This is a genomic window from Streptomyces sp. NPDC001056 (assembly GCF_053598955.1).
Window position 1 is genome coordinate 25,540 of sequence record NZ_JBSFLI010000017.1, and the last position, 21,868, is coordinate 47,407.

A 21,868-nucleotide genomic window follows, 5' to 3' on the forward strand; every position below is an offset into this window, starting at 1 on the left:
CAACGCGGAGGACCGGCCCTCACCCGGGAGGGCGACGGGGACGCCCCCGCCTCACCCCGCCCCCTCCATCAGCCCGCTGACCTCCGTCCCGGGCGGCGTCAGCAGGAAGACGTTGCGGTCGACCCGGTGCATCCCGCTGCCCAGACCGAAGACGACGCCCGTGCTGAAGTCGAGGACGCGCTTCGCGACGTCGCCCTCCGCGCCGGAGAGGTCGAGGAGGACCGGCGCGCCGGCCATGACCGTCTCGGCGACCTCGCGGGCGTCGGCGAAGACGTTGACGCGCAGGACCACGAAGCGGCGCCGGGTCTCGGTCTCGTCGTCCGGGAGGGAGCGGTGGTTGACCGCGGAGGGCCAGGCGTCGCGGCCCCGTAGAGGCACGACCTGGGCGAGCCCTTCCCACTGTTCATCGGTGACGTCGTAACGGCTCACCGGCTCCCCCTGACCTGACTCGCTTTCCATGCCTGCACCAGCCAATTCTTACGCCAAGTCACCCGTTCGGCCCAACAGCGACACACAGCGGCGCGGAAGCGTTCGGTCCGTTGCCGCCGAGCCCGCCCCGACCTGGGGCAGATGTGCGAATATGCCCGCTTCTTACCGCCCTCATACCGGACTCTTCACCGCACGTCGCTCACCGGTCACGCACCGCCGCTAGCGTCCGGTCCCGTGCACTTGGCAGAAACACAGCAGGTGACGCCCGGCCGGCGGACGCAGTCGGCGGTGTCCGCCGTACCGGGACCGCGCGCGGAGGCCCCCGGGGCCCCCGCGCAGTGGCACCGCGTCCTCACGCTCCTGGCCGACGTGAGCCTCTTCATCGGCACCCGCTCGGTCTGGACACAGGCGGCCACGCACCGGCTCGTCCTCGCCGGGGTCATCTCCCTCTGTTACGCGGCGATCCTGGTGACCGGCGTCCTCGCGCTGACCGTCCGCCGGGCGCGCTCGCTGGCCCGCCTCGACCTGGTGGTGCTCGCGACCGCGGTCACCCTCGCCCTGTGCGCGTGGGCGCTGAACCACGCCGGCGGCGACGAGGCGCTCCTCACCACCCAGGCCGCCAGGGAACTCGTCCACGGACACCACGCGTACGAGCACCCCTGGCCGTGGCTGTTCCGCATCAGGGGCGTCGCCGTGACCGCGACGACGACCGGCGGGTACGACTACACGTACGGCTATCCCCCGCTCGCGCCGCTGCTCACCGTCCCGTTCCTGTGGCTGGGCCACGGCGGCGCCCCGGCGACGGCGGTGGCCACCCTGGCGCTGGTCGCGGGCGCGATCGCGCTGTGGCGGCTGGTCCCGGCGCAGTGGCGGTCGGCGGCCACGATGGTCGTCCTGGGCTTCGGCCTCCTGCCGAACTACGCCCGCCAGGGCTACCCGGCGATCGTCGCCCTCGCCCTGCTGATCCCGGTGGTGGTCCGCTGGCCCCGGATCGGCGCGCGCGGCCGGCTGGGCGCGGCCGGGGTCGCCCGCGCCGCGTGCCTCGGCGCGGCCTGCGCGGCCCAGCAACTCCCCTGGTTCGTCGCGCCGTTCCTGCTCGCCGGGATCTACGCGGTGCGCCGCGGCGAGCTGGGCGGGCGCGCGGCGGCGCGCGTGGTGCTGCGGATCACCGGCATCGCCGTGCTGGCCTTCCTGCTCGTCAACGCCTACCTGATCGTGACCGAGCCCGGTCCCTGGCTGCGCGGCATCGTGCTGCCGCTGACCCAGGGCGCCATCGTGCACGGCCAGGGCCTGGTCGGCGTCTCGCTGTACTTCACCCACGGCAGCGACCGGCTCGACTGGTACGGCCACGCGAGCATGCTGCTGGCCGCGGCGCTGCTCGCCCTGTTCGTGCTGTTCGTGCGGCGCCTCGGCCCGGCCGCGACCGTGCTGCCGTGGTGCGCGTTCTTCCTGGCGACGCGCTCGCAGGACGGCTACTACCTGATGATGACCCCGCTGTGGCTGGCGGCGGCGGTCACCGCGCCCCTGCCGGAGTTCGCGCACGCCTGGCAGCCCCGGCCCCGCTTCCTGGCCGGACCCCGGCGCAGGCCCGCCCGGATCGCGGCCGTCGCGGTGCTGCTCGCGCCCGCGCTGGTCAGCGCGGTCCTCGCGGCGACCGGCAGGCCCCCGCTCCGGATGGACATCGCATCGGTCCGGACCCCGAGGCCCGGGACGATCTCCGGGGTGACCCTCCGGGTCGCCAACACCGGCGACGTCCCGCTCACCCCGCACTACATGCTGACCGCGGGCCAGGGCATGAGCCGCTACTGGTTCCTCACCCACGGCCCGGCCACCATCCCCGCGCACACCACGGCGACCGTCGAACTCCGTTCCCCCTCCGGCGACTTCACGCTCCCGAAGAAGCCGAGCACCCGGCTGCGGCTGCGCGCCTTCACGGGCGGTCCCCAGACGCTGTCCACCCGCGACGTAGGACGATCCGAGCTGGGCGGCACGAGCTGATCGCCCCCGCCCGCCCCGTGCGGCCCGGCCGTCATCACGGCCGGGCCGCTGCGTCGTTTCAGGGTGATCATCCACGGAAGCGGCGCGGGTCACAGCCGCAAGGGGAGAAAACTCACAAGCGATTGCACTGCACTCTTTTGAGCACACTGGCCTAGCATCCGAGCCATGACGGTCCTGCCTGACGACGGGCTCCCACTGGCCGCCGAGTTCCCTGACGCGACACACGAGCAGTGGCAACGCCTGGTCGAAGGTGTGCTGCGCAAGTCGGGCAAGGAAGTCTCGGGTACGGCAGCTGAGGACGCTCTGTCCACGACGCTGGAGGACGGGCTGCGCACCCGTCCCCTCTACACCGCGCGCGACACCGCGCCCGACCCCGGCCTGCCGGGCTTCGCCCCGTACGTACGGGGTGCGCGCCCCGAGGGCGGGGTCACGGGCGGCTGGGACGTGCGGCAGCGGCACACGACGCTCGCCGACGGCGCGGTCCTCGCCGACCTGGAGAACGGCGGCACCTCGCTGTGGCTGGCGCTGGGCGAGGGGGGCATCCCGGTCGCCGACCTCGGCCGGGCCCTGGAGGGCGTCTACCTGGACCTCGCACCGGTCGTGCTGGACGCCGGGCGGGACACCGCGGCGGCGGCCGAGGCGCTGCTGGCCCTGTACGCGGACAGGGGCGTCGACCCCGAGGCCGCGCGCGGCAACCTGGGCGGCGACCCGCTCGGGTACGAGGCCCGCACCGGCACCGCGCAGGACCTCGCGCCGTACGCCGCCCTGGCCGCGCGCTGCGCCGAGACCCACCCGGGCCTGCGCGCGCTGACCGTGGACGCGCTGCCGTACCACGAGGCCGGCGGCTCGGCCGCGCAGGAGCTGGGCGCCTCGCTCGCCACCGGCGTGGCCTACCTGCGGGCGCTGACCGAGGCGGGCCTGTCCGTCGACCAGGCCGCCGCACAGCTGGAGTTCCGGTACGCGGCCACCGCCGACCAGTTCCTGACCATCGCCAAGCTGCGCGCGGCGCGCCGGCTGTGGGCGCGGGTCGCGGAGGTCAGCGGCGCGCCCGGCGCGCAGGTGCAGCACGTGGTGACCTCGCCGGTGATGATGTCCCGCCGCGACCCGTGGGTGAACATGCTGCGCACCACGGTGGCGACGCTCGCCGCCGGGGTGGGCGGCGCCGACTCCGTGACGGTGCTGCCGTTCGACCACGCGCTCGGCCTGCCGGACGCGTTCGCCCGGCGCATCGCCCGCAACACGTCCACGATCCTGATCGAGGAGTCGTACCTCGCGCGCGTCATCGACCCCGCGGGCGGCTCCTGGTACGTGGAGCGGCTGACCGACGAACTCGCCCAGGCCGCCTGGGAGTTCTTCCGGACCATCGAGCGCGACGGCGGCCAGGCGGCCGTGCTGCGCTCCGGGCGGCTGCGCACCGACCTCGCGACGACCTGGGCGGAGCGCTCCAAGAAGCTCGCCAAGCGGCGCGAACCCATCACCGGTGTCAGCGAGTTCCCGCTGCTGGCCGAGAAGCCGGTGAAGCGCGAGCCCGCGCCCGAGCCGCCGTCCGGCGGGCTGCCCCGGGTACGCCGGGACGAGGCGTTCGAGGAGCTGCGGGCCCGCTCCGACGCCCATCTCGCGGCGACCGGTGCCCGCCCGCGGATCTTCCTCGCCACGCTCGGCTCGGCATCCGAGTACACCGCGCGGGCGTCCTTCGCCGCGAACCTGTTCCAGGCCGGCGGCATCGAGCCGGTCACCGAGGGGAGCTTCGAGGAGAGCGGCGCCACCGAGGCCGTGCTCTGCTCCAGCGACGCGCGGTACGCCGAAGAGGCCGAGCGGGCGGCCGAGTCGCTGCGCGCGGCCGGCGCCCGGCAGGTGTTCCTGGCGGGCCGGGGCGAGTACGCCGGTGTCGACTCGTACGTCTTCGCGGGCTGCGACGCCGTCGATGTGCTGTCCGCGACTCTTGACCGCATGGGAGTGTCCTGATGGGAATCCCCGACTTCTCCGGCATCGAGCTGGGGACCCCGGTGGCCGGCGGCAGCGCCGAGGAGTGGCAGGCGGCCGTCAAGCGGGCCACCGGCGGCGCCGAGCCGCTGTGGGAGACCCCCGAGGGCATCGGGGTCAAGCCGCTGTACACGGGGCGTGACCTGGAGGGCCTGGACTTCCTGGGCACCTACCCGGGCATGGCGCCGTACCTGCGCGGCCCGTACCCGACGATGTACGTCAACCAGCCCTGGACCATCCGCCAGTACGCGGGCTTCTCCACCGCCGAGGAGTCCAACGCCTTCTACCGGCGCAACCTGGCGGCGGGCCAGAAGGGCCTGTCGGTCGCCTTCGACCTGCCCACGCACCGCGGTTACGACAGCGACCACCCGCGGGTGACCGGTGACGTCGGCATGGCGGGCGTCGCGATCGACTCCATCTACGACATGCGGCAGCTGTTCGACGGGATCCCCCTCGACCGGATGACGGTGTCGATGACGATGAACGGCGCCGTGCTGCCGGTGCTGGCGCTGTACATCGTGGCGGCGGAGGAACAGGGCGTACCGCCCGAGAAGCTGGCCGGGACCATCCAGAACGACATCCTCAAGGAGTTCATGGTCCGCAACACCTACATCTATCCGCCGAAGCCGTCGATGCGGATCATCTCCGACATCTTCGCGTACACCTCGCAGCGGATGCCGCGCTACAACTCCATCTCCATCTCCGGCTACCACATCCAGGAAGCGGGTGCGACGGCCGACCTGGAGCTGGCGTACACGCTCGCGGACGGTGTGGAGTACATCCGCGCGGGGCGCGAAGCCGGCCTGGACGTGGACGCGTTCGCGCCGCGCCTGTCGTTCTTCTGGGCGATCGGCATGAACTTCTTCATGGAGGTCGCGAAGCTCCGGGCGGCCCGGCTGCTGTGGGCCAAGCTGGTCGCGCAGTTCGAGCCGAAGAACGCCAAGTCCCTGTCGCTGCGCACCCATTCGCAGACCTCGGGCTGGTCGCTGACCGCGCAGGACGTGTTCAACAACGTCACGCGCACCTGCGTCGAGGCGATGGCCGCGACCCAGGGCCACACCCAGTCGCTGCACACCAACGCCCTGGACGAGGCGCTCGCGCTGCCCACCGACTTCTCGGCGCGCATCGCCCGCAACACCCAGCTGCTCATCCAGCAGGAGTCGGGCACCACCCGGGTCATCGACCCGTGGGGCGGCAGCGCCTACGTCGAGCGGCTGACGTACGACCTCGCACGCCGGGCCTGGGCGCACATCCAGGAGGTGGAGCAGGCGGGCGGCATGGCGCAGGCCATCGACGCGGGCATCCCCAAGCTGCGCGTGGAGGAGGCGGCGGCCCGCATCCAGGCCCGCATCGACTCCGGGCGCCAGCCGGTGATCGGCGTCAACAAGTACCGCGTCGACAGCGACGAGCAGATCGACGTGCTCAAGGTCGACAACTCCTCGGTGCGCGCCCAGCAGATCGAGAAGCTGCGCCGGCTGCGCGCGGAGCGCGACGAGCAGGCCTGCCGGGACGCGCTGGACGCGCTCACCCGGGCCGCCGAGGGCACCGAGAACCTGCTGGAGCTGGCCGTGCGCGCGGCCCGCGCCAAGGCGACCGTCGGTGAGATCTCCGACGCCCTGGAGAAGGTGTACGGCCGGCACGCCAGCCAGATCCGTACGATCTCCGGCGTGTACCGCAACGAAGCAGGCGAGTCCCCGTCGGTGGACCGCACCCGTGCCCTGGTGGACGCCTTCGAGAAGGCCGAGGGGCGCCGGCCGCGCATCCTGGTCGCCAAGATGGGCCAGGACGGCCACGACCGCGGCCAGAAGGTGATCGCGACCGCGTTCGCCGACCTCGGCTTCGACGTCGACGTCGGCCCGCTGTTCCAGACGCCGGACGAGGTCGCGCGGCAGGCGGTCGAGGCGGATGTGCACGTGGTCGGCGTGTCCTCGCTGGCCGCCGGTCACCTCACCCTCGTCCCGGCGCTGCGCGAGAAGCTGGCGGAGGAGGGCCGCGAGGACATCATGATCGTGGTCGGCGGGGTGATCCCGCCGCAGGACGTGCCCACGCTCCTGGAGATGGGCGCCACGGCCGTGTTCCCGCCCGGGACGGTGATCCCGGACGCGGCGTACGACCTGGTCCAGCGGCTGTCGGCCGACCTCGGCCACGAGCTGTAGGGGCGCGATGGCCCCGATCGATCTCGACACATATGTCAAGGGTGTGCTCGACGGGAAGCGGGCCCTGGTGGCCCGCGCCATCACGCTCGTCGAGTCCACCCGGCCCCAGCACCGCGCGCTCGCCCAGGAGTTGCTGACCCGGCTGCTGCCGTACAGCGGCCGGGCCCGGCGGATCGGCATCAGCGGGGTGCCGGGGGTCGGCAAGTCGACGTTCATCGACGCGTTCGGCACCATGCTGACCTCGCTGGGCCACCGGGTCGCCGTCCTCGCCGTCGACCCGTCCTCGACCCGCACCGGCGGCTCCATCCTCGGCGACAAGACACGGATGGAACGGCTGTCGGTCGACCCGGCGGCCTTCGTGCGGCCCTCCCCCAGCGCGGGCACGCTGGGCGGGGTCGCGAAGGCCACCCGTGAGTCGATGGTGGTGATGGAGGCGGCGGGCTACGACGTGATCCTCGTGGAGACCGTCGGCGTCGGGCAGTCGGAGACGGCGGTCGCCGACATGGTCGATTCCTTCCTGCTGCTCACCCTGGCCCGCACCGGCGACCAGTTGCAGGGCATCAAGAAGGGCGTCCTGGAGCTGGCCGACGTGGTCGCCGTCAACAAGGCGGACGGCCCGCACGAGCGCGACGCGCGGTCAGCGGCACGGGAGTTGGCGGGCGCGCTGCGGCTGATGCACGGCAAGGACGCGTTCTGGACCCCGCCGGTGCTGCACTGCAGCGCGCGCGAGTCCACGGGGCTCGGCACGGTGTGGGAACGGCTGGAGCAGCACCGCACCCTGCTGGACTCCACCGGGCGGCTCACCGCCAAGCGGCGGGACCAGCAGGTCGACTGGACGTGGGCGATGGTCCGCGACGAACTCCTCGGCCGCCTGCACGCGGACCCCGCGGTGCGGGAGGCGGCGCCGGAGCTCGAACGGCGGGTCAGGGAAGGGTCGTTGACGGCGACCCTGGCCGCCGAGCGGATTCTGGAGGCATTCGAAGGCGGCGCGAGCCGTTCGCACTCGGTCAGCTGAGTCCGCCGCGTTCGCAGATCCGCCGTGCCACTTCCCGGAGTTTGACGTTCTTGTCCTGGGAGTAGCGGCGCAGCACGTCGAAGGCCTGGTCCTCGGTGAGGTCGTGGCTGCCCATGAGGATGCCCATGGCCTCGCCGATGACGTGCCGGGTGGAGACGGCCTGCTCCAGCTGGGCGTGGGTGCGGGCGCTGGAGAAGGCGACCGCGGCGTGCGAGGCGAGCAGCCAGCCGGCCGTCTCGTCGGCCTCGGTGAAGGCGCCCGGACTGCGGGAGTAGATGTTCAGCGCGCCGAGGTCCTCGTCCTCGGTGTAGAGCAGGAATCCCATCATGCTGCCGAGACCCAGCTCGCGGGCCGCGCGCACGTAGTCCGGCCAGCCCGGGTGGTCCTCGCGGAAGTCGGCGATGCGGAACACCCGGTCCGCGCTCTCGGGGCGCGCGACGTCGTAGCAGGGGCCCTCCTGGAGGCGCTCCTGCAAGCGGTCGCTGTCGATCACCACCTGGTCGGTCGGGGCGAGGGTGCGCACTCCCCTGGCGTGCAGGATGAGGATGCCGGCCGCGTCACAGCCGGGAATCAGCTCGGTGGCGGAACGGGTGATCCGGTTCAGGGTGTCGGTCACCGTCTGCTGCGCCAGCAGGTCCCGTGCGAGCGCGGCCATCCGCTCGGCGAACATGCGCCAGTCCATCGGTCTCCTCTCTGCCCCCGTACCCGACCACCTGCCCTGTTTCCACCATCGCATCCTCACGACCGGGCGGCTGCGCGGGACACACGAGGGTGCGGGGGCCGGGGTGGGCGGTAGCGGGCGGCGGGGCGTGGAGACGCGCGAGGGCGCCGGGCGGACGCCGCAGCGGGCACGGGGCCGGGGGGTGCAGGGCGAGGGCGACGGGCGGGTCAGTCCTCGCGTTCCGGCAGGACCAGGCGGAACGCCGCCCCGGTCAGCGCGCGGTTGTCGGAGCCGAGGACCTCGATGTCGGCGGAGACGTCGTCCGTGGCGCAGGACTGGAGGAAGCGGCGTACCCGGTGCAGGCCGCGCCCCCGGCCCTCGCCCCGGGTGGTCCAGGTGGGGCCGAAGATCCGCGCGGGCCGGGACGCGGCCTTCTCCGGCAGGCCGGGCCCGCTGTCGCGGAGCACGAGCAGCACCTCGGGGCTGTCCCGCTCGACGAGGATCTGGAGGACGCCGTCCTGCCCGGCGAGGGCCTCGGCCGCGTTGTCCATCACCTCGTAGAGCACGGCGCGCAGCATGGGCTCGGGCACCGCGACCCGCAGTCCGGGCGGGCAGCGCACATCGAGGCGGGCGTAGGGGTGCGCCTCCTCGAACTCGGGCTGCAACGAGGCGATCAGGGCGGCCGGTTCGGCCTCGGGACCGCCGGCCCCCTCGAAGTCCTCCTCGGCCAGCTGGCGTCGGGCCTCCTCGGCGAACTCCTCGTACCCGCCCGGGGTCTCACGCAGGCGGGGGTACAGGGGCACGGTCGCGTACCGGTTGAGGTGCCACGGCTTCGGGCCGTCGCCGCGCTCCTCCCGCTCCAGGGCGAGCCTGCCGAGCAGTACGGTGAGCTGCTGCTCGGCCTCGGCCCGCAGGGCCCGCACGATGCCGCTGAGGGGGACCCGCAGTTCGTCCCCCGCGCCGGTCAGCAGCCCCCTGCGCACCAGGTCGTCGACCGCGGCCACGATCCGCTCCCTGACCCACGGCTCCGCGCCGCACGCCTCGGCCATGTCCGCCGCCTCCTCCCTGCCGACGTGCCCGCCGACGGCGTCGCTCGCCGCCAGCGCCGCCCACCAGGCCGCCTCCCCGGCGGGCCCGCCGCAGCGGGCCGTCAGTTCCTCCCGCAGCGCATGGGTCAGCGCCTCGTCCTGCTGCCAGCCGCCCTCGGCCGCCGCCCACCGCCGGACGGGGTTCGCACCGTCGGCGGGGCGTTCCGTGTACCGCAGCATCACCAGCAGCAGATGCGGGTCCATGCCGGTGCAGTGCTCCATGGCCTGTACGGCGGCCGGGCCGCAGCCCAGCGAGAGCCGGCTGATCCAGCGCAGGGTGCGCCAGGCCACGTCGGCCTCGGCGCCCAGGATCCGGCCGAGTTCGGGCCCGTTGTGCCCGGCGAGCGCGGCGACCGGCCACTGCGGGGCGAGGACGCCGAGCAGGGCCGCCGCCCGGTCCGGTACCTCGGTGAGCACCACCAGGCGCAGCAGGTCCCGCAGGGTCAGCACCGCGACGGGGCGCCGGTCGGTGTAGCCGGACGGTTCGACGCAGGGGCCGACCGCCACACAGGCCCGCTCGTCCTCGCCGGTGTCCGGCAGGCCGACCGCCCCGGGGCCGCCGACATACAGGTCGACGCGGCCGGTCGGGTGCAGCCGGGAGAGGGCGGGACCGGTGAACAGGCCGTCGAGGAAGGCGAGGTGGAAGGGACTGCCCTCGACCGGCGTGGCCGTCATCGGGCCGGCCGGCGGCGCCCCGAGGAAGCGGCACAGCGCGCGGGCGAACCCGGCGGCCGCCTCGGCGGACACGTCGTGCTCCAGGCGGCCGTACGCCTCCAGCAGCTCCCGTCCGTCGCGGTCGGCCGCCCGCCAGTCGACGAACGCCGGGGGCCGCAGCCGGCCGGGGTTGAGGTGGAAGTCGAGGAACTGGCGCGGGTCCCAGTCCGCCTTCCAGACCGGCGGCGCCGTCATGCCCTCGGGGATCGGGGCGCCGGGCGGCTCACGGTTCAACAGGGCGGTCGCGGCGACGAGTTCACCGGCGTCGATGAGGGCCCGGATGCGGGCGACGGCCTGGTCCTCGGCGCCCTGCTCCGCCGCCGCGGGGAGCCGGGCGGCGAGTTCGCGGGAGGCGTCCGCGATGCGCCGTTCGAGGTCGTCCGCCATCGCGTCCAGGCGCGCGACCACCCGGGGCCGCCCCGAGCGGGCCTGTTCCACCAGCACCTCGGCCTCGACGGGGTCGTCCCGCCACGCCACGCCCGCGCCCTGGGCCCGACGGGCGAGCGCGTCCAGCCGCTGTCCCACCAGCTCGGCCGCCTTCACCCGGAGGCTCTCCAGCTGCCGGGCCAGCCGCTCGGCGTCGTGCGGGCGCAGGTCCGCGCTCCCCGCGAGCAGATACTCGGCGGCGTCGAACTCGCCCCGCTCCAGAAGCTCCTCGCAGACGACGCGCACGGGGCGGCCGCCGAGCCGGGCGAGGACCGCGCGGGCCAGCTCGACGGCGTCCTCGGGGCCGTACGACGGCTGCCGGCGCGCCAGCAGGGCCAGCACCTCGGGGTAGCGGAACCGGCCGGGCCAGGTGCCGAGCAGGTGCCGGGCGCCGTCCAGATGGTTCCGCACCTGGCTGTCGTGGCTCGGCGCGCTCATGCGTTCTCCTTCCCGGCCTTCGGCAGCGCGGACAGCGCCTCCAGCAGGGCCTTGGCCGGATGGCAGGCGGGCTCGCCCAACTCGTCCGCCTGCTTGACCAGTTGATGCCACGAGCGGTCCAGGTGGCGGGCGAACTGCCGCTGGGGGGCGGTCAGTCGGGGCGCGGCCGGGCCCTGTCGCCCCTCCTCGGAGCGGGCGACCAGGGACCTGGCCTCGGCGATGAACTCGGCGAGGCGGCGGGCGTAGGCGAAGTGGTTGCTCCACTCGATCTTGCGCAGGCCGAGGTCCGCGGACATCCGGTCGATCTGGGTGCGGATCTCGTGCTCGCCCTGCGGCAGCCGCTCGACCACCGGGACCCAGCGGTCGGCGGGCCGCGGGTCGTGGGCCATCTCACGGACCTCGGCGAGGATGCCGGCCGGCCGGAACAGCGCGCGGTGGAGCTTCTGGCCGTCCGTGAAGCTGAAGTGGTTCTTGGCCTGCTCGAAGTCGTCCACCTCGGCGGCGAGCCTGGCCCAGCGCTCGTCGGTGCGCGCCGAACGCTCCTGCCCCGCCGCCCACTCGTCCACGTCCTGCAAGGGCAGCGGGGCCGGTGCCGCCTCGAAGCAGGCGCGGGCCGCCCGGCCCAGCTCCAGCCAGGCCGTCGGCAGCCCCTCGGCGGGCGCCCCCTCCGTCAGGTGCCGGCAGGCGAGCCGGCCCGTGTCGCCGCCGTGCAGCAGCATCTCCGCGACGGCGCCCGCGAGCGCGACGGTCCGCTGATCGGGCGGGGCGGCCTCCAGGGCGAGGGCGCTGAAGAAGAGCTGCTCGCCGAACGGGCCGTGCTCCAACGGCAGTGCCACGGCGGCCAGTTCGACGGAGAGTGCGCCCGGCTTGCCACCGAGCAGCGGGGTGAGGAGGTACGCCTCCATGAACGCCCCGCGCCGCCAGGCGTCCTCCAGGAGCCAGCGGGACCACTTGTCGGAATCGGGGGTGTGCGGATCGGGGTCCTGGTCCTGGTCCTCGGCGTCGTCGGGGGCTGCCGCCTCCCGGTCCCCCGCGCCCATCAACAGCGCCGCCGCGTGCCGCCGCAGCTCCTCCGCCGCCCTGCCCGCCCGCTCCCGCTGGGCCAGTGCCGTCCACGGGTCGTCGTCCGCCGGGATCGCGGCGAACACCCCGGCCGTGGGGTGGTACTCGGGGCCGTCGTCGCCGCGGTCGCCCGCGTCCCCGAACCACTCCGGGATGCCCAGCTCGCGCGCGAAGTCCGCGGTGAAGGCGGTCCCCAGGACGTGCAGCCCGACCTGCGCCACCGCGCCCTGCCCGGGATGCGCCGCCCCGTGTCCCACCGGGTGGTGGCTGCCCACCACCAGTTCGTGATCGCTGAGCACCGCCCGTGCCCTCGCCTTGCCGACGCGCAGGGTGCCGCCCGCCTTGAGGCTCTTGAGCAGGGCGTCGTACGCGGCGGCGGTGCGCCGGCCGCCGCCGAGCGAGGGATGCTGGAGGTGCACGGTGCCGCCCGCGTCCCGCAGCCGGCGCAGCCGCAGCGCGAGGGTCTCGTCGCACGCCTCGTGCTCGGCCCGGTCGTCGGTGACGGCGAGCCGTTCGCCCGCGCCCGCGACGAGCCGGCCCACCGCCTCGGTGTACGCGCCGTCCCACACCGCGCGCACCACCGGATCGGCGCCCCGGTACACGTCGTTCACCGCGTCCACGAGTTCGCGCAGCACCCGTCCCCAGGCGGCCGCCCAGCCGACCTGGAAGCCCACGGGGTCCTCGCCCCACTCCTCCGGCAGCTCGGGGGGCTCCCACTGCCACCAGCGCGCGGGCTCGGCCGGGAGTTCGCGGCCGCTGCGGCCGAAGTCGTCGGGGGCGATGGCGATGCTCCGCGCGGTCTCCCAGTAGGGGTAGACCCTGCGCACCCAGCTGAGCAGGTCGGCCACGCACAGCGGGGGCGCGTCGGTGTCCTCGGGCGGTTCCACGAGCACCCCGGCGCCGGTCTCGGCCGACAGGAAGCCGCGGGAGCCGACGTAGGCGGCGCGGTTGTCGCAGATGAGCAGCGACGCCGCGCTGGAGCTGCTGCGCTTCTCCAACAGCACCTTGCCGGGATAGCGCGCCTTGAGGTCGAACAACGCGGTCTCGGACCGGGCTTCGAGCTTCGCCGTCGGGTGCTCGCCCCACAGCACGACGAGGGTGGCGCCCCGTTTCAGCGCCCCCTCCAGGGCGGGCAGCAGCGGGTTGAGGGCGTCGTAGGCGATGGCCGGCGCGGCCAGCACCAGTTGGTGCTCGGCCCGGTCGATCAGGTCGCCGACGACATAGCCGACGCCGGCCTCGGGCGCCACCGGCTGGGCCGCGCAACGGGCCCTGCGTGCCTCGGAGACCTGCTCGCGCAGCTGGTCCGTCCTGGACTTCAGCGCGTGGTGCCGGCCGGGCAGGTCCGGCAGTTCGGGGGTGCCGTCCAGCCCCTCGGCCAGCTGTTCCAGCTCGCGGATCAGCTCCCTGAGGGTGTCGGGCCGCACCACCTCCGGGACCTGGCGGTTCAGCAGCTTCTTGACGAAGGTGCTCTCGGGGCGGGTGCGCAGCAGGTGGGTGACGTGCGCCTGGAAGAGCTGGGCGCCCCTGCGCCCCCAGCCGGACGGCGCCTCGACGGGCACGGCGGCGATCTGGCCGCTGCCGGGGTCCTTCTTCACCACGACCTCGACCGGGGTCCAGCGGACCGCCTCGGGCGGGCTGAGCACGGGGTTGGTGAAGGACACGTTCAGGACCCGGCGGCGCACGCCGCGGGAGCGGCGGTCCTCGGCCACGGCCTGGCGGACGGCGCGCAGCAGTTCCGTCTGCGGCAGGTCCTCCGCGGAGACGCCCCGCGCCATCGGCATCTCCAGGGCGCCCAGCGGCACCCGGACGCTGCCGTCCCGGTACGGCAGGATCGTCTCGGTCACCGGGTCGAACAGGAACTTGCGCGGCTCCACCGTGGTGGCGACCGCCTGGGCCCCGTCGCCGTCGCCGAGGACCGCCTCGGCCGCCGGGGTGCCCTCCAGGGTGTGGGAGGTGAAGTCGACGGCCAGGAAGCCCCGGCTCCACAGGGCGTGCACCACGTCCAGCATCAGCCGGCGGGGCAGCGAGAAGAGGTCGCCGAGCGAGTCCACGGTGGTGCGGCCGCCGGCCACCGCCGCGAGCACCAGCTCCTCCAGGGTCGAGGCGCCGGCCTCCGAGCCGAGTTCCACCCTGAGGGTGATCACCCGGCAGGGCAGGGCCACCAGGGTCGTCTCACTCACCGGCGTCCTCCGCTGCCGTGGCTCCGGCGACGGGCGCGGGGTCCGCTTCCCTCTGCGGGGGTACGACCGCGCGTCGTCCGCCGGTGATGTCCTCGGTGACCGCGTCCACGATCACCCCGCTGTCCCGGAACGCCTCGATGACCGTCTCCCAGTCGGCCCCGCCGTACTGCTCGAAATGCGCCAGGTCGCCTACCACGACGAGCAGTTTCCGCGCCCGGGACAGCATCACGTTGACCACCTCGGGCTGCGCGGTGTGGCCGATGTTCCCCCGGGTCCCCTCGCCGCGCACGGCGCTGCGCACCAGCGAGACGATCACCACCTCGGCCTCGCCGCCCTGGAACGAGTGCACGGTGTGCACCCGCCCCCGCAGCCCCTTGGACTCCAGGATGCCGGCCTGTTTGCGGTAGGGGGTGATGACGACGAGTTCCCCGGGGTCCGTGCGGTGGGCGAGCCCGAGCCGGGCCACGAGGTCGTCGATCAGCTCCGCCTCGCCCTCGTTCCCCCAGTAGGGGGTGTCGCGGCAGCCGTCGTGCCGTGAGGTGTCGAGCCACACCAGCGGCGCGTCGGTCACGTACGGCGGTTCGGTGCGGCCGTGGACCTGGTCGATGTGCGGGTCCGAGGTCAGGAAGGTGCCGGTCGGGCCCGCGTCGGGGTAGAAGGCCCGCGCGAAGGGCTTGGCGATGTCGGGGTGCATACGGAACTGGGTGTCCAGGACGTCGATCGGCCGCTGCGAGGAGGCCGTGCGCCGGGGGTCGTGGCCCTCGAAGAAGCGCCGGAACATGTGCAGATGGTCGAGGTAGGTGTGCTGGTTGGCGTAGTGGGCCTGGATGCGGTCGTGTTCGTGGGCGGCGAGCCCCTCCAGGAAGTTCTGCATGTCCTGGGCGCGGTGCGGGCCGAGCTGCTGGTAGTCGCCGACGAGCGTCCAGCGCACGCCCCGCACGAGCGGCATGACGACCTCGGTGGGCCAGGCCTTGGCCGCCTCCTCGATGATCACCCAGTCGAACATGTCGCTCGGGTCGCGGACCTCGTCGGACAGCGTGCCCGCGATGGAGCAGGTGGCGAAGACGATGTCGGCGCCGGACTTCACCCGCTCGATCAGTTCGAGGCGGGTGTCGCCCGCGAGTTCGGCCCACCGCTTCATCAGCCGCTTCTCGTCCTCGCCGCGCGCCCCCTCGCAGCCCTCCGCCACCCGGCGGACGATGTGCGCCACGAGGTCCTCGACGATGTTCTCCGCCGTGTACTTCCGTACCGAGGAAGGGGCTTCCTCCCGCTCCCGGCTGCGGGAGAGTTCCCGCAGGGCGAGCAGGGAGCGGTCCTCGATGCGCGGCCGCAGCTCCTTGACGATCTTCTCGGCGAGCTGGTCGAGCGCGTCGTTCGACTGGGCGCTCACCAGGACCCGGGCCCCGTGCTCCATCTCCAGGAAGTCCCGCAGGGCCTTGGAGACGACGGTGCTCTTGCCGGTGCCGGGCGGCCCCTGGAGGGCGTAGAAGGGGTGGAAGCGCAGCATGTTGGAGACGATGGTCTGGCCCTTGCCGCGCAGCTCGCGCTGGTCCCGGCTCGTACCGCCCCTGCTGCGCAGCTCGATGGCCTCCGGCGCGTCCAGGATGCGCACCAGGCCCTGCTTGTGCGCGAGAGAGTCCAACCCGCGGGCCTCACGGCGCAGTTGGGTCTCGGTGCCGCGGTCCTCGTCGGGCCTGAGCCAGCCGCGCTCGGGCACCTGGCGGCCGCCGAGCGGCTGGATCTGCACCGAGTCCGCGTCCAGCCGTACCTTCAGCCGGGCCTCCACGGTGGCGCCGCCGAAGTAGGGGTCGGTGGGGTGGCCGTCACGACCGGTGCGATCCTCCACCAGGGTGACCCGCGCCCATTCGTTCTCGGTGAGCAGTTGCCGGGCGAAGTCCCCCAGCGGAGGCCTGCGCTGGGGCTGGGCGTAGGAGGTGAGCAGCGGATCGCCGTGCAGCCAGCGGCGGTCGCGCTCGTGGTCCTGGGTGAGGACGATCGCGTCGCCCTCCTCCGAGCGCACCCGGACGTAGGGGTACTGGCGGGCGCGCAGCGCCACGCCCTGGTACTCCAGCATGAACCGGTACGACCGCAGCAGTTTCTGCGAGCCCTGGTGGTCCACGGCGCGCTCGGTGACGACGGCCTTGGTCAGGTCCTCCCAGGAGGGCCGGGACTCCCCGCCCTTGTCGATGGACTGGCCGACCCAGAAGGGCACGAGGTCGACCTTGCCGATGCTGCGCCGGGGCCAGGCGGCCAGCAGGTCGTCCGCGTACCGCTTGTCCAGCAGGTACTTGATGACGAGCGTGTCCGTGTGGATCTTCTTGCGGCGGCTGCTGATCGCCTCGTCGTAGTGGAACGCGCAGAACCACACGGCCTGGTTGCCGATGAGGACCCACTGCGCCTCGGCCTGCGACTGCGGTGAGTCCCCGTGCACGAAGCCCTGGGCGCCGCTGGGGCTGTGCACCAGCTGGGCCTGGCGCAGCTCGTCCTCCAGGAAGGACTGGAGCTCCCGGCAGCCTTCGGGGGTGTCGGGGCGGTGGTCGGTCCAGCCCCGGCTTTCGTGCACCGTCTGCACGGACTTCTCGGGCATGAAGGCCAGCAGCCTTGGCTTCTGGTCGTGTTGCTCGTCGGGGGCGAAGCCCAGCGTGATCTCGGTCCAGTGGCGTTGCAGCGCGGCCGCCGCGTCGAAGGAGGAGATACGGCCGCTGGGGGACGGGTCGAGCATGTCACCCAGCGCCTCCCGCAGCCGGCGCGGTGCCCTCGTCGTCGTGGTCAGCATGCGGCGCATCGCGGTGTGCAACGCGGCCAGGGTCTCGGGGAGCCGCTCCTCGGACGCCTGCTCCACCGCCTCGCACTCCTCGGGCAGCAGCTCGGTGACGGCCCCGAGGAACAGCTCCCAGCCGAGCACGCCGAGTCCGAACACATCGGTGCTGCCGTGGTCGAGCCTGCGCACGCGCACCTGGCCGAGGAGCGAGGGGTGTGTCTCGGGGGCGAGGTAGGCGAGGTGCCGGGCCCGCGGGACGTCGGCGGGCGGGGTGAGGAACAACTCCCTGACGGCCTGGGAGCGATGGTCGTCGGGTCCGGCCACGTGGTGCAGCAGGTTCTTGAGCAGGGCGCTGAGTTCGAACCGCGTCAGCGCCAGCGCCGCGCGTTCCGGCCGATGGGGCTCCATGGCCAGCCGGATCGCGCCCAGGGTCAGGTTGCGGTGCACGATCCTGGTGCCGTGCAACTGGCTGAGGGCGTCCACCAGCAGGCTGAACTGCTCGAACGCCACGATCGGGTGGTGAGCGACCCATTCCCGTACGTCGCCCCAGTCCTCCTCCGCCAGCGGGCCCCCGACCTTGCGCGTCATGATGAAGGCCACGCGGTTCGTCTTGTCGAACCGGCCGTCCACGATCTCCGGCAGCGCCGGATGCCCCAGCATCCGCAGCCGCAGCAGATTCCGTACCTCGTGGTCCCACAGCTCGCCCGCGAGGTCGTCCACCCCGTGGAAGAGCGACACCTCCCGGGGCCGCTCCTCGCCACGCGGAGCGCGCAGCACGAAGCGCGTCAACCACCCCTCGATCACATGCTCGACCCCACCGTCGAGCTCCCACCCGCCGCCCTGCGGCGCGTACACGGCCCGTCCGCCGGTGAAGAGATCCTTGATCTGGAACTCCACGTCCAGCTCTTCCCACGGTTCATCCATCCTGGTCCCCCGTTCCGTCATCCCTGGGACTGGAGTTCTCGACTGTGCCGGTTGTTCGGGCGGGCGGGGTGGCGGCGCGCGGAGCGAGGGGGGCGGGTTCCGGGGCGGTGCGTGGCACGGCGGCGGACCGCTCGTGGGTCTCCGCCGCCACGGCCAGGACGACCACACCGTCCCTGAGGGCCACCGCGAGGCCCCCGTCGGACAGCGCCGTCAGGCCCAGGACGGGGGAGCCGAGCCGGACGCGGCGGTCGGGGACGAAGGACCGGGTGGACGTCCGGTCGGTGCGCCAGAACAGGACGTCGCCGTCGTGCCCGGCGCTCGCCCACATCCCTCGGTACGCCGCCCCGCGCAGCGGCACCCGCCCGCCGACGTCGCCGTCGTGCGCGTGCGTCGCTTCCTCGGGGCGGCGGCCGTCGGTGCCGTCCCACCCCCGGCGGAAGGCCGCGCGGCCCGCCTCCCCGGTCAACTCCCGCCCGTCGCCCGCGTCCAGGACCCTTACGGCCTTCGCGGTCCGTCCCGGCGTCCGGACCTCATGGCACAGCACCAACGCCTCGGCGCCCTCCTCGGTGTCGTACCGGTACATCCCGGTGATCCGGCCGAACGGCACCCCGATGGCCGTCGCCGCGTCGGCCACGTGCACCGAGGGATCCCAGAAGTGGATGGTCGAGCCCCGCTCCGCCACGGCCGCCACCATCTGCCCTCCCTCGGGGTCCGCCAGCACCGCGACCGCACGGGCCCCCGCGCCCGTCCCGCCGCCGACCGGCCGACGGGGCAGGCCCCCTCCCACGGCCCACAGTTCCCGCTGGTCCCCCCACAGAACCGTCTGCCCGGCACCGCCCGCCTGCCACACGGCGAGCGCGGCGGGGCCCGCCCCCGCCCCGGACGGCGTCGGGCCGGCCACCTGCTCGACCGCACCGTGCCCGTCGGGCGCCGCGTCCCACCGCCACAGCGAACCGTCGGCACCGGCCACCGCCGACTCGGCACCGGCCACCGCGGTGAGCGCCACGAGCTGACGGCGCAGGCTCAGGGTGTGCAGCAGGCGCGGCACCTCCCCGGCCACGTCCCACAGGGCGAGGTCCCCCGCCCGCTCGGCCACCGCCAGCCACCGCTCCCCCTCGGGCCCGGTGACCGGGGCCAGCCCCACCACATCGCTGCCGGGGGCGCCCGGCGCGGGGGACAGCCACGCCTGTCCCGGTTCCCCGGCGGGCCCGGGGTCCAGCAGGGCCAGCCAGCCCGTCTCCCCGGCCACGGCGAACCGCCCGTCGGGCAGCGCCGCGAGCTGCCACACCGGCTCGGGCGTCTCCACCACCCGCTCGCCGGCCCCGGCCTCGGTGTGCCAGATCCGCAGCGTGCGGTCCTCGTGCGCCGCCACGACCAGACCCGCGCCCGCCGTCCCCGGGGCACCGCTCGCCGCCACGGCCGTGACCGGGCTGTCGCAGCCGCGTGTCAGCAGGACCGGGGCGTGGCTCCGCCAGGGTTCCCACAGCGTCACCGAGCCGTCGCGGGCACCGCTCACCAGCCAGGGCCGGTCGGGGCGCGCGGCGACGGCGGTGACCATCTGGCCGGCGTCGAGCTGGAGATGCGGCGGGGTACGACGCAACGCGCCCCAGCGGATCTGCCACGCCGCGCCGGTCCCGGCCGGGTGCAGGCCGCCGCAGGCGCGCAGCCCGCCGAGCTGGCGCAGTCCGGGCCGGTCGGCGGGGTGCGAGCGCTCGATCAGGTGTGCCGAGGCGACCGTGCCCAGGACCTCGATGGGCAGATCGGTCGGCACGGTCCCGCCGCCGCGCCGCCCCGGGGCCAGCGCGAGCCCGCACAGCGCCGCGACCCGCAACCGGTCCAGGACGGCCGGGTACCCGGCGAGCCGACGCCATCCGGAGGTCCCGCAGTCCGCCGCGTACTCGGCCAGCCGGCTCTCCAGGTGCGGGCTCGGCGGCAGCCCCTCGGCGACCTGTCCCGCGGCCAGCTCCAGCAGCGCGCCGAGCATCGCCGACCGCTGCTCGCCGCCGACCTCGGCGGCCAGCCGTTCGGCATAGGTGCGATGGGCCAGCCGGTAGACGCTGCGCCGGTCCTCCCCGTCCAGCAGCACATAGGCCGCGGCCTTGCCCAGGAACCCGGTGAGCGCCCGTTCGTCCGTCGCGCACCCGTCCCGGCCCGCCAGCCCCTTCGCCGCCTGCAACCAGACCCCGTCCGCACGCGGCAGGCCCCGGCCATGGCCGAGCGCGAGCGCGCGCAGGAACGGCAACGCCATCGGCATCTCCGCCGTCAGCCGCGCCACGGCGGCCCCGAACAGTCCGGAGCGGTCCTTGTCCAATAGCCGCCGCAGGCCCTCCCGCGCATCGGGGTCCGGCGCCAGCACCTGCGGATTCTCCTCGATCCCCTGCACGAGCAGCGATGCCTGGAGGAACTGCCAGGACCCCTCGCGCACATGCTGTTCGACGGCCGCCCGCACGGTCTCGGCGACCGTCTCCCCCCACGCTGAACCGGCCCCCTCCCGCAGAACCCGGCGCACCGCGTCGACGGCGTAGGCACCGGCCGCCTCCGGGTCCGGCAGGAGTTCCATGACCCGCGCCTTCCCGGTGTGCGCGCCGAGCACCGTCGGCAGGTCGATCCCGGCGCCGTCGCGGTCCCGGCCGTCTCCGGGCGAGGGGCGGGTACCGATGATCAGCGAGACCCGGGGATGGTCCGCCGCCGCGCGCAGCAGCAACTGGGCGGTCGGCACCGGGTCCCGCGCCTCGTCGAGCGCGTCGGCGACCACGAGGATCCGCTCGCCGGACTCCGCCGGAACGGGCCCCCGCTCCGCCGCCTGCCCCCCGCTCGCCCGCAGTTCCGGCACCTCTTCGAGCCGGCCGCGGACCTCCGCCGCGGTGCTCCCCGTCAGCCGCAGCACGGCCCCGACCCGCGCCCCCTCCCGCCTGAGCCGCCGCAGCGCCTCCCCGAGGAACGCGGACTTGCCGACGCCCGGCGCCCCGGGAACGATCAGCACCCGCTCCGGTCCGGGCTCGACGGCCCACCGCACGACCTCGGCCAGCTCCGTCGCCCGCCCGGTGAAGTGCGGTACGACCTCCAGGAATCCGGCGCGCTCCCGCTCCTGCGGCGACTCGGCCACCCGGGGCCCGGTCACGGGCTCGGCGTCGAACTCCCGCTGCCTGCGTTGCTGTTCGGCCACCGTGGTGACACCCGGCAACGGCACCCGGTCGCGCACCAGAAGCTTCAGCTCGTCACAGGACTCGTCCCCGAACTCGCAGTAGTGCCCCGCCTGTTTGAAATACCTCCGCAGGTCCCGGAGCTCGAAGACGTCGTGGCTGGTGAGGCCGTCGAGATAGTCCTCCAGCGTCTCCCGGAAGGTCCCCAGGTACGCCTGCGCCGCGTCCTTCCCCGTCGCGATCAGCAGGATGGAGTAGGGGGCGTCGTCCGTCGCGACCGGACGGTCGAACCGGCCACGCACCACCCGGGCGAAGTCGGACGACTTGCACGCCTCGATCACCACGATCGCCCAATGCCCCTCCTCCGCGCGGCGGTTGCGCCACTCGGCGAAGAGGTGGTGCGCGAACAGGTCCGGCGTCAGCTGGGCGCAGTCCCCGCGATCCGCCGTCCCTGGCACGAGCAGCGTCGGCCCCATGGTGCCCTGGCGGCCATGGCCCAGCCAGACCAGGGCCGAGGGCCGGTCCTTCGTACGGCGCTCGCCGATGTCGCCGTACTCCCCCGACCAGCGGGCGAGTTCGTCGTCGGCCGCAGCGAGGGACTCCACGGTGTTCGGCCCGACGGACGGCCGCGCCGCGGGCTGCCCGCCGATCCGCCGCAGTACGCCGAGCACGGCGGCGGCCTCCGCGGCGGTGTCCGCCTTCGGATACCCGGCGACATGCCCGACGGGCAGCACATGCACGTCGAACGCCTCCGCCGCCGTCCCGTCCCGGGCCTCCCCGCCCTGCCGCGGCACGACGGACGACGCGGAACCGCCCCCGACGGTCCCCGCGCCGTCCCCGCCCCCCACGGCCATCGGCTCAGGCCGCGCCGACACCAGCTCCGCCGCCAT

10 protein-coding genes are annotated in these 21,868 nt (G+C 74.2%); 4 read left to right on the forward strand and 6 right to left on the reverse strand.

What is annotated here, in order from left to right; all coding sequences use genetic code 11:
* Positions 1-51: 51 nt before the first annotated feature.
* Positions 52-429 carry a cell division protein SepF gene (locus ACWDD7_RS20745; RefSeq protein WP_351875014.1) on the reverse strand — a complete coding sequence of 126 codons (378 nt, stop codon included), beginning with the start codon at positions 427-429 and terminating at the stop codon, positions 52-54.
* A 234-nt stretch (positions 430-663) separates the two neighbouring features.
* Here ACWDD7_RS20745 and ACWDD7_RS20750 point away from each other — a divergent pair, with 234 nt between their 5' ends.
* The 4 genes from ACWDD7_RS20750 (at position 664) to meaB (ending at position 7,581) form a co-directional block, all read left to right on the forward strand.
* On the forward strand, positions 664-2,427 hold the full coding sequence (locus tag ACWDD7_RS20750; RefSeq protein ID WP_450458407.1) for a hypothetical protein: 1,764 nt from the start codon (positions 664-666) through the stop codon (positions 2,425-2,427).
* A 165-nt stretch (positions 2,428-2,592) separates the two neighbouring features.
* Positions 2,593-4,392 carry a methylmalonyl-CoA mutase family protein gene (locus ACWDD7_RS20755; protein ID WP_392211646.1) on the forward strand — a complete coding sequence of 600 codons (1,800 nt, stop codon included), beginning with the start codon at positions 2,593-2,595 and terminating at the stop codon, positions 4,390-4,392.
* Positions 4,392-6,566 (forward strand): methylmalonyl-CoA mutase, encoded by a 2,175-nt coding sequence (scpA, locus tag ACWDD7_RS20760; RefSeq protein ID WP_351864653.1) that lies wholly within the window; start codon positions 4,392-4,394, stop codon positions 6,564-6,566. Before ACWDD7_RS20755 ends, scpA begins: the two co-directional genes overlap by 1 nt.
* A 7-nt stretch (positions 6,567-6,573) precedes the next feature.
* Positions 6,574-7,581, forward strand: a complete 1,008-nt coding sequence (gene meaB, locus ACWDD7_RS20765) for a methylmalonyl Co-A mutase-associated GTPase MeaB (RefSeq protein ID WP_450458408.1) — start codon at positions 6,574-6,576, stop codon at positions 7,579-7,581.
* Here meaB and ACWDD7_RS20770 read toward each other — a convergent pair.
* The 5 genes from ACWDD7_RS20770 to ACWDD7_RS20790 form a co-directional block, all read right to left on the reverse strand.
* Positions 7,574-8,263 (reverse strand): ANTAR domain-containing protein, encoded by a 690-nt coding sequence (locus ACWDD7_RS20770; protein ID WP_450458409.1) that lies wholly within the window; start codon positions 8,261-8,263, stop codon positions 7,574-7,576. The genes meaB and ACWDD7_RS20770 overlap by 8 nt on opposite strands.
* Positions 8,264-8,469: 206 nt before the next feature.
* Positions 8,470-10,908 (reverse strand): ATP-binding protein, encoded by a 2,439-nt coding sequence (locus tag ACWDD7_RS20775; protein WP_450458410.1) that lies wholly within the window; start codon positions 10,906-10,908, stop codon positions 8,470-8,472.
* A complete protein-coding gene (locus ACWDD7_RS20780) occupies positions 10,905-14,150 on the reverse strand; it encodes a hypothetical protein (RefSeq protein WP_450458411.1) in 3,246 nt (1,081 codons plus the stop codon). Before ACWDD7_RS20780 ends, ACWDD7_RS20775 begins: the two co-directional genes overlap by 4 nt.
* The gene (locus tag ACWDD7_RS20785; protein ID WP_450458412.1) at positions 14,143-17,835 is read right to left on the reverse strand and encodes an AAA domain-containing protein; all 3,693 of its coding nucleotides are present in this window, start codon (positions 17,833-17,835) and stop codon (positions 14,143-14,145) included. The genes ACWDD7_RS20780 and ACWDD7_RS20785 overlap by 8 nt, the downstream gene beginning before the upstream one ends.
* Positions 17,828-21,868, reverse strand: coding sequence for an NACHT and WD repeat domain-containing protein (locus ACWDD7_RS20790; protein ID WP_450458413.1), 4,041 nt, complete (start codon positions 21,866-21,868; stop codon positions 17,828-17,830). The genes ACWDD7_RS20785 and ACWDD7_RS20790 overlap by 8 nt, the downstream gene beginning before the upstream one ends.